The sequence below is a fragment of the Arthrobacter sp. GmRoot5-12 genome (genome assembly GCF_059739365.1).
The window spans coordinates 1,215,692-1,227,395 of the sequence record NZ_AP046056.1; the positions used below are offsets into that span (position 1 = coordinate 1,215,692).

The following is an 11,704-nucleotide window of genomic DNA, read 5'->3' on the forward strand; positions in this document are numbered from 1 at the left end:
GGTCAGTCGCTGTCCTGGGCGTTTTCCTGCCCGTCACTCGCAAGTCCAGGTTCGGCAATCACACCAGGGTCAGCGGGTATTTTTGGCCCCTTCGCCTCAGGCTCCTCCTTTACAACCGCTTCCTCCACAGCGGGCACGCCTGGCTCCGCCTCGTCAGTCTTTTCTTCCGCAGCGGCTTTAGCCTTCGCTTCCACGGCATGCTTGAGCGGATGCTTCGTGTAGTTGGCGATCCACTGGCTGGGAAGGCAACCTTCCTTCGCCAAGAGCTCAAGCACAGTCAACTCGTCCGGACCGTCGCCTATAGAACGCGCAGTAGCCCAAACTTTTTCCAGACGCGATAGCAGCGTTCCCGGTTCGTGAAGAGGCAGCAGGAACACGTTATCTGCAACCACAGCTCTGGCGCCCGGATCAGCGCTTTTGTGCGGCGTTACGAAACAAGCAAAAGACGCCTCCGGAACTCGTTCGCCGCGCTTGGTAGAAGTGAACGTCAAATGGGAGGTTGCTTCTCGTGCATGACGCGCCGAGACCCTGCCCGCCGGTTTCGCTTCGCTTTTGGCTTCCCAGGCAACCCAAAGAAGGTCACCAAAAATCCAAACAGCGTCGGGTGCTGCCTGTCGGCCGCATGGATCACAACTTGCTCGGCAAAGGAACCCCAATGGGTGAAGCCTGGCTGCTGCTGCTCCGGGCAGACCTGCGCGTTGCCGCCGAGGCACCATTCGCAGGCGCCGCAGCCTTCCACAAAGGGTGCGGTCACGCGGTCGCCAACCGTCCATCTGGTCACACCCGAACCAACCACGGCCACAACGCCGGCGAACTCATGGCCTGGAACGTGCGGCAGAGCGATGTCGTCGTGGCCTACCCATGCGTGCCAGTCACTGCGGCATAATCCGGTGGCCACGACGGTGATCACCACACCGCCGGCAGGCGCCTCCGGGGCGTCGACCTCGTGAACCGCCAGCGGCCCGGCAATGCTGTTCATGACAATCGCGCGCATAGTGTCCTCCAGGCATCGAATTCGTCCCGTCCTGTTCAGCCGGGAGTCCGGCGACATCTTCGCACGCGGCGATGGTGCATCGAACTCCCTCCCCTGTGTCCTGCCGCGAAGCCGCACATGCTGGCCAGCCACGGATGCTGCCGGGAGCATTGGCGTCACTGCCGGTCTCCGCAGGATTAGAGAATCCGCTGATACATCCGGTGGTCCTGCCACCTGCCGGCTATCCGGAGGTAGTCGGGGGCCGTGCCGTAGGCCACGAAGCCATTCTTTTCCAGCACTCTTTGCGACGCCGTGTTGTGCACCAGGGTTGCTGCCTCGAGTCGGTGAAGTCCCAATGCAGCCTGTGAAATATTGACGGCCGCCGCTACTGCCGCCGTCATAAGCCCTTTCCCTTGGGCTGTGCGGGAAATCCAGTAACCAACGTGCGCGTTCTGGAATGCGCCACGCACGATTGAGCTGAGGGTCAGCAGCCCGACGATACCGTCATGTTGTGCCAGCACCATGGGAAGTGCCGTGCCCGAATCGAGTTCAACAAGCCGCCCTTCAACCACGTCCCGCTGGCCCTGGACGGTGTAGAACTCCTCAGGCCGGACAGGCTCCCACGGGGCGAGATATGACCGGTTCTCCTGAAACGCCGCTGCCAGCGCCTCTGCGTCCGACGCCCGGACGGGACGGAGCACAACACCTTCGGCAATCACACAGGAAAAGTCCACTGCTTCACACTACGCCGAGCCCATATAGGCGCCCACGTCCAGGACGGCGTCACTGCGGGGTCGACAACGGCGGACGCCCCTGCGCTTCCGTCTCGACGCGCTTTTTGATGCCCAGGAGCATGGCGCGGTCCATGACCAGGTAGCCGGGTCGAAGAAGGAAGTCCGTCACACGAAGCCCGGCAGGGCGTCCCGGGCCCGTGCGCGTCCTGAGCAGCAGCCTGGTACCGGCAGCACCTGCATCGTGGAGGACGAACTGCCAGGTTCCTGTCACTTTTCCGGGCGGGGCACCAGGGCTTGAGTCCAGAACAAGGTGTCGGCCCTCCTCCAACTCCACCACGCGCGGCCCGCGCCGGCCGCCCGGGTAACCTTCCGGCGTGAAGGCGATGATGTCCCCCACCTGCAGGTCCTGCCACTCCGGATGAATGCGGTCCGCGTTCGTAACACCCAGGTGCAGCAATCCGTTCTCCATCGCCGTGTAGGAATACAGCCCCGCCCGGTCCACACCCATTTGCACTATCCAGGGCCACACCTGGTCGGGACGGGCGGAGACAGTGACCGCCATGGTCTGGATGTCCTCGGGATCGGGAATCAATTCGTCCCCCGGAAGGGGCATTGTTCTTTCGGGCTCCGTGGTTCCCCATGTCCCCAGGGCACGCGGCACGAGGGCGTGCGTGAGAAACCCGGCAGCGGCCGCAGCACCAAGGAATCCGGAAAGCCGGCGGCGGGAAGGGGTGGATGAATGATTCGTGCCTGTCTTCGGCCGAATGAAGGCCAGGACATCCGACGCCGTGCTGCTCATGGCACGCCTCCCTTTGGTTGAGGTGGTTCCGCGATGCCTTGCAGCCTACAAACCATCATCTGGGCGCCACAGAGTCCAAGGCCCCCCTTGCGGCCGCCCTGCAACGACTGACGTCCCATTCAGGCAACTGCCTGGCAACCACCCATCACGAAGTCATCAGGCAGTGCGCCGAAGAACGTGGCGGTCTCCGGAACCCAGCCCTGGCCTTCCGGGCATGAAGGAGGCGCCACCGCTGTTGCGGCGGCGCCTCCTTCTTCAGTACCTGCTCAAAGCCGGGTGTCGAACGACCCGCAAAATACGTTCTCGTTGAACGTTCCCTGGAACGCGGACTTGCCCTGGATCTTCTCCACCGCGGCACGGATGGCTTCCCGAGTCCCGGCATGCGCGTGGATTGCCGTCTTCACCATGGGCACGTCAATCAGGTGGTTCGGCTGGTTGAGGGACACGAACACCGTGGGCACCTCCGTGACGTACCACGGGATCTCGGCTGCCATCGGCGAGGACCACTTGATCCGGATGGCGGCCTCCTGGGCGAAGCCCTTGACGTTGGCAAAGACAAATGCGGCGTCGTACTTTTCCGCGTAGTCCCCGGTGGCTTCCTCGGAGATGACGGACATGAAGTTCACCCCGGTCTCCCCCGCCGCCTCGCGCTGTTCAGCCGTCCGGTACAAGAACACTTCGAAGCCGGCGGCCTCCAGTTCCTCCTTCACCACGTCCAGGTAGGCCAGCGGATCTGCCCGCGTGAAGTCGGCGCCGCCGGAAATGCCGTACAACCGGATCCGCGGATGAGTCCCGGGGGTAATGGGCAGGTTCCCTGCCGTGTCCTTGACCAGTGTGACGGTCTTGTCGGCGATCTCGGCCGCAATCGCCCGGTGCGCCTGACTGCCGATCACGGCCAGCGCCTCGGCCGGCGGCACCAACTGGTCAGCGGATTTCAGGTGCAGCCTCAAGGATGCCTTCAGTCCGAGGATCCGCCGCAGGGCGTCGTGCAGCCGCTGCTCGGTGATGACCCCAGACTTGTATCCGTCCAGCATGTACTGGAAGTCCTCGGCGGGGTTCCGGAAGAACAGGAACATGTCGCAGCCGGCCGCAATCGTTGCCGGAACCAGGTCCTTCCGCTTCATCGCCTGCGTCAGGCCCACCATCTGCGAGGCGTCGGTGAGGACCAGGCCATTGAAGCCCAGTTCGCCGCGCAGCAGGTCCTGCAGCAGTTCCGGGGACAACGTGGCCGGCAGGATCCCGGCATCAGGAAGACCCGGCCGGAAATGCCGCGAGACCTCCGGCGCCCCAATATGGCCCACCATGATGGACTGCACGCCGTGCGCGATCATCTCCCGGTACACGTGCCCGTAGGTCCGGTTCCATTCCTCGTACCCGAGGGTGTTGTAGGACGTGACCACGTGCTGGTCCCGCTCGTCGATGCCGTCGCCCGGGAAGTGCTTCATGGCGCAGGCAGTGGGTGATTCGCTGATGCCGTCGAAGTACTCCTTGGCGCGCTCCACCACCACCTCGGGCGTATTGCCGAAGGACCGTGTGGAAATGACGGTGTTCCGCCAGTTGTAGTGGATGTCCACGATCGGCGCGAAGGCCCAATTGCAGCCCAGGGCAGCCGTCTCCACGCCTGCCACCTGCCCCATCTGCCGGGCGATGTTCCTGTCCGGGTGCGAGCCTGCCTGCAGGTGCGTGGATACGAACGTGCCGTCGTCGCAGCTGCCGGCCCCGCCCATCTCCGGGTTGGAGGCAATCAGCAAGGGAATCCGGGACTTGGACTGCGCGTAGCGGATATGTTCCTGGACGGCGGCGGACGGGCCGGGCCGGTACCGCATGCCGCCCACGTGGTAGTTTTCCAGCACCCCGTCGAGGTATCCGGGCGAGTAGTCGTTGTTGTGGTTGATGAACAGCTGCCCGATCTTTTCCTCGAGCGTCATGGCACCAATGGTGCCTTCCACCCAGGCGATCGCGCCGGCGTCGAGCATGAATGGCGCTGCCGCAAGGTCGACGTCGAACTGGCGCGGCCTGGTGCCCGCGGCCCCCTTGGCAGGAGGTACGACGGCGGCAATCCCCTTGAGTGCCTCCGCCACCACGTCCTGAACGGGTGCGGCGATGTCAACCACCACGCCGCGCTCGTCTTCCTGCAGAGGTTCCAGTGTGGCGAGTTGGGATTCCAGCAGCGCGGGAGGCATGAAGTGCCCGGTCCGTCCCTCGGTCCGCGCCTTCAGAACCTCCTTGCTGCCGTCCAGGTGCAGGAAGACGGTGTCCGGGGCCTGTTCCCGGATGGCGTCCCGGTATCTTCGGCGCAGGGCAGAACACGCCAGGACCAGCCCACCGTCGCCCGCAGCCGCCAGCTTGCTGCCCACCGTTGCGAGCCATGGCCAGCGGTCCTCGTCCGTCAGCGGTGTGCCCGCAGCCATTTTCGCGACGTTCTCCACGGGGTGGAGGGAATCGCCGTCAACGAACGGGACGCCCAGTTCGCGGGCGACGAGGTCACCGATGGTGGTCTTGCCGCAGCCGGAGACGCCCATGACGATAATGCGATGTTTGATCATTGTATGGTCCTTGCCAGTCGTGGCGGTCTTACCAGTCGTGGACGGTGCCGTCGACGAGCCGGTTGTAGGGCAGGTAGGCCTGCTGGTAGGGGTAGGCCGCGGCGGCTTCTTCGTTGAATTCGACGCCGATGCCCGGCTTGTCGCCCGGGTGCAGGTACCCGTCCACGAACGTCATGGACTGCTCGAAGACCTCGTTGGTCTTGGCCGAGTGCTGCATGTACTCCTGGATCCCGTAGTTATGGATCGCCAACCCCACGTGCAGCTGCGCCGCGAACCCCACCGGGGAAATATCCGTCGGACCGTGGAAACCGGACTTGATCTGGTACTGCGCCGCGAAATCCATCACCTTCTTCAACGGACTGATCCCACCGAAGTGCGTGGACGCCGCCCGCACATAATCAATCAACTGCTCCTTGATCAGCGTCTGGAAGTCAAACACCGTATTGAAGATCTCCCCGATCGCCAACGGCGTGGTGGTGTGCTGCCGCACCAGGCGCAGCCCCTCCTGGTTCTCCGCCGGCGTGCAGTCCTCCAACCAGAACAAGTCATACGGCTCCAGCGCCTTGCCCAGCTTCGCCGCCTGGATCGGCGTCATCCGGTGATGCCCGTCATGCAGCAACGGCAACTCCGGCCCAAACTCGTTCCGCACAGCCTCGAAGACCGTGGGCAGGTGCCGCAGGTACGCCCGGGTATCCCAGTCCTCCTCCTGCGGGAACGCACCCCGCCCGGCAGGCTCATAGTCATACCGCTCCCCCGACGCCTGCGCCTGCGCCGCAACCCCATACACGGCCTTGATCCCCGGGATCGCCGTCTGGATCCGGATCGACCTGTACCCCAACTCCAGATGCTCCCGCACCGAATCAAACAACGACTCAATATCCGCACCCGAAGCATGCCCATACGCCCGCAACCCGTTCCGCGACGCACCACCGAGCAACTGGTACACCGGCAACCCGGCCACCTTGCCCTTGATATCCCACAACGCCATATCCACCGCAGCGATCGCCGCCATCGTCACCGGACCCCGCCGCCAATACGCACTCCGGTACAGGAACTGCCACGTATCCTCAATCCGGTGCGGATCCTTGCCAATGAGCAACTGCGCCACGTGTTCCTTCAGGTAGGCGGCGACGGCGAGCTCGCGGCCGTTCAGGGTGGCGTCGCCAATGCCCGTCACGCCCTCGTCCGTGGTGATCCGGAGGGTCACGAAGTTTCGGGTGGGGCTGGTCACAAACACTTCCGCGGCAATGATTTTCACAGCTGGTCCTTTCGGAGACGGTCGGTCGGAGGGGGCGTTGTGGCGTGAAGGAGTGTTTTCGGTGGTCAGTGGAGTTCCGCGTGGGTGGCGGCCTGCCGGCTTGTACCGGCGGCGGCTACAGCCTGGCGGGCTTTGATCTCGGCGACGATTTCCGCGTGGGCAGTGTCAGTGAGCCTGTAGAACTTCATGATGGCCATGCCCAGCCCACAGAGGACCAGGGGCACCAGTCCTGCGGCAAGCTGCAGCCCTTGGATGGTGGCCTCGCTTTGGCCGCTGTCCGACCGGACGTAGCCGGCGCTGGCAATGGCGTAGGCCATGACGGCTCCGCCCAGCGCCTGGCCCATCTTCCGGGTGAAGGAGAAGAGGGAGTAGATGATGCCTTCGGTTCGGACACCCGTACGTGCTTCGCCATACTCCACAGTGTCCGCCTCCAGTGCCCACACCACGATGTTCATCATCTGCACGCCCAGGAGGCTGATGACGAGCCCGGTGAAGGCCAGGTAGGTCAACGAGTGCGGGGCCAGCATGACCACCAGCGAACCGAGCACCACCAGGCCTCCGGCTGCCAGGTACAGGGCCTTCTTCCCCCAGCGCCGGACCATGGCCGGCGTGAGCACGATGACCACCACGGCCAGGACCACGTTGATGACGGCCATGGGCTGGGCAAGGCTGACATTCTGCAGCACGTCCCGCAGGTAGTAGACCTGGATGGTGGACAGCCCCGTGCTGGCGGTAAGCATCAGCAGGGATGAAATGCAGAGCATGAGCAGTGGACGGTTGCCCTTCAGGGTGGCCAGGGACTGCTTGAAGGTCACCTTGGGAACCTCGCGGTGGACCACTTCCCGGGTAGTGAAGACGGTCAGCAGGTAGAGCGCCATGCCCACCACCACGAAGGCAATGGTCAGCGTGGTGAAGAGTGGCTGCAGCTGCGCGGCACCCTGTTTGGTGAGCGGCGTGATGAAGAACAGCAGGCCGGAACCCACAACGAGTGAACCGCAGGAGCGGGCAGCGCCCAGTTTGGCACGCTCCGCCGGCTGCTGCGTCATGGCGCCGGCCAGCGAGCCGTACGGGATATTGACCATGGAGTATGCCAGGCCCAGGCCGGCGTAGGTCAGGTAGGCATACGCAAGCTTGCCGTCATGGCTCCAGTCCGCCGGGACGGAGAAGGTCAGGGCACTCATGATCAGCAGGGGAAGGCCACCGAAGAGGATGAAGGGGCGGAACTTGCCCAGCTTCCTGTGGAAGGTGCGGTCAACGATCCGGCCCGCGAAGATGTCCGCAAAAGCATCAAAGACGCGCACCAGGAGGAAGAGGGTGCCTGCTGCCGCCGCTGAGATACCGGCGACGTCCGTGTAGTACAGCAGGAGGTAGGTAGTGGAGAGGGTGAATGCAAGATTGTTGGCAAGATCCCCCGCGCCATAGCCGAGGATGCTGAGCTTGGTCAGCCTGTTCATTCTGAGAGTCCTAACGCGTCATTGCGGTGGTGGCCAAGAGAAGAAGTGCGGGCCGCGTGGGCGCGCCGGGTGTTGCTCCGGCAGTAATACTAACGAAACGGCAAACCCAGTGGCAACCGGTTGCCAAAAATTGCCATAATTTCGTTTCACACAAAATCTGCCCGGCACGCGCACGTGCCGGGCAGATTTGACTCATGATTATTCGGAAGCGGAACGCCCGGCAGCGGTGCCGCACAGGCTTTCCACCAGTCCCACCACACCGGCATCCCCTGCCAAGGCAGGGTCGACAACTGCCAGCAGCGCCTTGGTTCGCTCAGTGCCTGGCAGCCGGTTGGCGGCTGTCACGGCCTGCTCCAGAGGGTCGTGGAACGGGGACGCGGTGGCACTGTAGTCCATCCATGCGGCAATCATCAGCGCCGCCGCGGCACCGGACCGTCCGGCGGCGCGTTCAGCCTGCAGCACCGGGACAGCGCGCATCCGAAGTTTGGTACTGCCGTCCATGGCAATCTGGGCCAGGTTATGGGCGATCCTCGCGTTGCTGAAACGGGCCAGGAGAGCCTGCCGATACTCGGGTATCCGCAGGTCGGCGGGGCCGGCAAGGTTCGTTTCTGCTTCGTCCCAGAAAGCCTCCACTGCCCGCCTGCACCAGGGGTCGGCCAATGCCTCCGCGACGGTCGCATGACCCCGCAACTGGCCCGCATAAGCCAGCAGTGAGTGTGCGCCGTTCAGCAGCCACAGTTTCCGGTTCTCGTAGGGTTCGATGTCCTGGACGAACAGGGCACCTGCGTCCTCCCATCGCGGGCGGCCCGCGGGGAAGTCCCCGCTGAGCACCCAGCTTGAAAAGGGTTCAGCCACCACCGGGGAATTGTCCACGTAACCGCAGGCTTCCCGGACGACGGCGAGGTCCCCTTCCGTGGTCCTGGGCGTGATCCGGTCCACGGATGTGCTCACGAAGCTGACATTGCCCGTGACCCACGCGGCGAATTCGGAATCCCAGGCCCCGGCAAACCCCGCCACTGCCTGCCGTGCCACCGTGCCGTTGTTGGACAGGTTGTCGCAGCAGACAATCGCGATCGGCCCGGAACCGGCTTCCCGGCGGGCGGCGAGCGCAAGCACCAGCCGTCCCAACGGCGTGGTGGGCCGTCCGCTGCCGGAACCCAGCAGCGCAAGGTCGGCGGCGACGTCGGGCGCCTTGGTGTCCAGCTTGCCGTCCGCACCCAACCCGTAGGCGGCCTCGGTGATGGTCAGCGTTACCAGGGCGGTCTCCGGTGCAGCCACGAGGGCGGCAAGCCGCTCGATGTCCGCACCGTCCAGGGCCTCCACGATGCTGCCCATGACAGTAAAGGAGTCGCCCTCGTCTGCGCGTTCCACCAGCGTGTAGAGACCATCCTGTTCAGCCAGGGCAAGGGCCGCATCCGGCCGGCGGCCAGTGAAGGCGGCGATCCCCCAGCCGGCGGAATCTGATGCCTGTTGGGTGTACCAGGCCTGGTGCGAGCGGTGGAAGGCGCCCAGCCCCAGGTGGACAATGCGGACCGGCGCCTTGGGCACCTGACGGAGCGTCCGGTTCAGCCGTGGAAGCTCCGCAGTGGGCGGCGTGGCCGACGGAGGGGACGTAAAGGGGGCACTCACAGCTTGAACACCCGGCGGGGTGAGGCGTCCACGATGTCCACGATCAGTTCGTGCGCGCGCTCTTCGGTGACCCGGTGCTCGGCCACGAGCCGCGCCAGGAAGGAGGCTTCGATCCGCCGGGCCGTGTCGTGGCGGGCCGGGATGGAGCAAAAGGCCCGGGTGTCATCGATGAAGCCGGAGGACCGGGAGAAGCCCGCCGTCTCCGTCACGGCAGACCGGAAACGGAGCATGGCGTCCGGCGCATCCAGGAACCACCACGGCGCTCCCAGGTACACCGACGGGTAGAACCCGGCCAACGGGGCAAGTTCCCGGGAGAACACCGTCTCGTCGAGCGTGAAGAGGACCAGGTGGAAGTCCTTGGCGGTCCCGAAATCCTGCAGCAGGGGCCGGATGGCCTCGGTGTAGTTGACCGCCACAGGAATATCGTGGCCGGTATCCGCCCCGAACGCCTCGAACGTGGGGGCATGGTGGTTGCGGAAGGATCCGGGGTGGACGGTCATCACCAGGCCGTCCTCCACGGACATCCGCGCCATCTGGTAGATCATGTGCGCTTCGAAGGCTTCCCTGTCAGCTGCATCCGCCTGGCCGTTGCGCCCGCGCTCAAAAAGCCGCTCCGCCTCGGCGTCGTCCAGCTTCAGGGTGGCAGGAGTGAAAACGCCGTGGTCGGCCGAGACGGCGCCCCGCTCCACGAAATGCCTGCGCCGGGCCTCAAGCGCCTTGATGTACCCGGCGTAACCCGAAGCGCCATCCCCCGCCGAAGCGATCAGGCGGTCCACGTTGTCCCGCCAGGCCGGGTGCGCCATGTTCAGGTACTGGTCGGGGCGGAAGGTGGGCAGGACGCGCCCGGCAAAGGATGGGTCCGCGTGCAGCGCGGCGTGGCTGTCCAGTGAGTCCAGGGGATCATCCGTGGTGGCCAGCACCTCGATGTTGAATTCCTTGAACAGCTCGCGCGGCCGGAAGCCCGGCTCAGAGAGCTTGGCCTGCAGGGCGTCGTAAAGCCGGTCCGCGTTCTCCCGGGACGGTTCCTCCGCCAGGCCGAACACGTGGGCGAACTCCTGCCGGATCCAGTAACCGGATGCCGTTCCCTCAAAGGTGGGCCAGGCGGCACAGAAGTGGCGCCAGCCCTCCCGTGACGCGGCGGGTTGGCTGCCCAGCCCCAGCTGGTCCATGGGCACCCCGCCGGCGTGGATCAGCCGGGTGACGTAGTGGTCCGGGGTGACCAGCAGGGCAGCCGGGTCCGGGAAAGGGGTGTTCTGCTCGATGACCGCAGCGTCCACGTGCCCGTGCGGGGAGATGATGGGCAGCCCTTCCACAGTTGTGAACAGTGACCGTGCGATGCTCCGGACACCGGGATCAGCCGGCAGCAGCCGGTCGGGGTGTTCCGCAATCGGCGTTCCCACGGGTCATCGCCTCCCTGCGGGGACGGAAAGTCCCGCCAGCGCGGCCGCGGAGCGGAGGTAGTCAAGGTTATCTGCCGTCCGTTCAGCCAGCGGGAGTTCGGTGGAGAAGTCCTCCACCGTCACCCAGCCGTCATAGCCATGGGCCGCTAGTGCCTTGAAGTACTCCAGCACGCTGCCCTGGCCGGAACGCAGCGGCGCCCACTCGTTCCGGAAGATGGCGGCACCGGAGTCGTCGGTTTTGCCGCTGTTGACCCAGACGGCGTTTTTGACGTGCACGTGGGCCAGGTAGTCGCCCAGGAGCTGGAACGCGGGGAGGTAGTCCTCCTGGCCTTCGATCAGCAGGTTGCCGAGGTCATGGATGACTCCCACGTGCCGCGGATCAAGTCCGTCCAGCAGCCGCAGCGCGGACGAGGCCGAAGCGGTGATGGTGCGGTGGTGCAGTTCCACGAGTGCCTTCACGCCGTGGTGGGCAGCCCGTTCGGCGATCCACTCGAAGTCACGGCGGGCACCGGCAAACAGCTCAGGGTACGGGGTACCGCTGGCCGGTTCGTTCCCCCAGACGGCCGTTCCCAACGGAGGGGTGGTCACCCGGACCTGCCCGGCGCCGAGCCTGGCAGTGGCGGCCAGCATCCGGTCAACGTCCGCATGGTTGTCGCACCGTGCGTATCCCCCGATGCCGGAGAATTCCAGGCCCGCGCCGGATGTGAGGGCGGCAATCCGGTCCAGGTGGTCCTCCATGCCGGTGAGCGGGACGGTGGCCTTGTTGCCGGCCCAGAAGCCCGGCTCGGCAGCGTCGGCCTGGTCGGTGATCCGCCACTCAATGCCATCCCAGCCCTGCCGGGCCAGGTGCTGCACTGCTTCGTCGGGGGTCCATTCGGGGGTTGATGCGGTAAATACTGAAAACTTCATGG

The 11,704-nt window shown here is 65.1% G+C and carries 9 protein-coding genes and 1 pseudogene; all 10 read right to left on the reverse strand.

Features of this window, described 5'->3' with window-relative positions; translation table 11 throughout:
- Positions 1 to 2: 2 nt before the first annotated feature.
- The 10 genes and pseudogenes from AC6JAM_RS05400 to AC6JAM_RS05445 all read right to left on the reverse strand — a co-directional run bounded on the left by AC6JAM_RS05400 (position 3) and on the right by AC6JAM_RS05445 (position 11,702).
- A complete protein-coding gene (locus tag AC6JAM_RS05400) occupies positions 3 to 491 on the reverse strand; it encodes a hypothetical protein (RefSeq protein ID WP_497934233.1) in 489 nt (162 codons plus the stop codon).
- A gap of 122 nt (positions 492 to 613) precedes the next feature.
- Positions 614 to 994, reverse strand: a pseudogene (locus AC6JAM_RS05405) (alcohol dehydrogenase catalytic domain-containing protein); the annotation flags it as partial.
- Positions 995 to 1,170: 176 nt separating this feature from the next.
- Positions 1,171 to 1,707 carry a GNAT family N-acetyltransferase gene (locus AC6JAM_RS05410; protein ID WP_223993809.1) on the reverse strand — a complete coding sequence of 179 codons (537 nt, stop codon included), beginning with the start codon at positions 1,705 to 1,707 and terminating at the stop codon, positions 1,171 to 1,173.
- A 49-nt stretch (positions 1,708 to 1,756) separates the two neighbouring features.
- Positions 1,757 to 2,506: an SRPBCC family protein gene (locus tag AC6JAM_RS05415; RefSeq protein WP_223993808.1), complete on the reverse strand. Its 750-nt coding sequence runs from the start codon at positions 2,504 to 2,506 to the stop codon at positions 1,757 to 1,759.
- Between the two features lie 266 nt (positions 2,507 to 2,772).
- A complete protein-coding gene (locus tag AC6JAM_RS05420) occupies positions 2,773 to 5,052 on the reverse strand; it encodes a gluconokinase, GntK/IdnK-type (protein WP_497934234.1) in 2,280 nt (759 codons plus the stop codon).
- A 28-nt stretch (positions 5,053 to 5,080) separates the two neighbouring features.
- On the reverse strand, positions 5,081 to 6,310 hold the full coding sequence (manD, locus tag AC6JAM_RS05425) for a D-mannonate dehydratase ManD (RefSeq protein ID WP_478222362.1): 1,230 nt from the start codon (positions 6,308 to 6,310) through the stop codon (positions 5,081 to 5,083).
- A 65-nt stretch (positions 6,311 to 6,375) separates the two neighbouring features.
- A complete protein-coding gene (gene uidB, locus AC6JAM_RS05430; RefSeq protein WP_018772185.1) occupies positions 6,376 to 7,764 on the reverse strand; it encodes a glucuronide transporter in 1,389 nt (462 codons plus the stop codon).
- 198 nt (positions 7,765 to 7,962) lie between these two features.
- On the reverse strand, positions 7,963 to 9,312 hold the full coding sequence (locus AC6JAM_RS05435; RefSeq protein WP_018772184.1) for a mannitol dehydrogenase family protein: 1,350 nt from the start codon (positions 9,310 to 9,312) through the stop codon (positions 7,963 to 7,965).
- A gap of 77 nt (positions 9,313 to 9,389) precedes the next feature.
- Positions 9,390 to 10,793, reverse strand: coding sequence for a glucuronate isomerase (gene uxaC, locus AC6JAM_RS05440; RefSeq protein WP_497934235.1), 1,404 nt, complete (start codon positions 10,791 to 10,793; stop codon positions 9,390 to 9,392).
- A 3-nt stretch (positions 10,794 to 10,796) separates the two neighbouring features.
- The gene (locus AC6JAM_RS05445; RefSeq protein WP_223993800.1) at positions 10,797 to 11,702 is read right to left on the reverse strand and encodes a sugar phosphate isomerase/epimerase family protein; all 906 of its coding nucleotides are present in this window, start codon (positions 11,700 to 11,702) and stop codon (positions 10,797 to 10,799) included.
- Positions 11,703 to 11,704 lie beyond the last annotated feature (2 nt).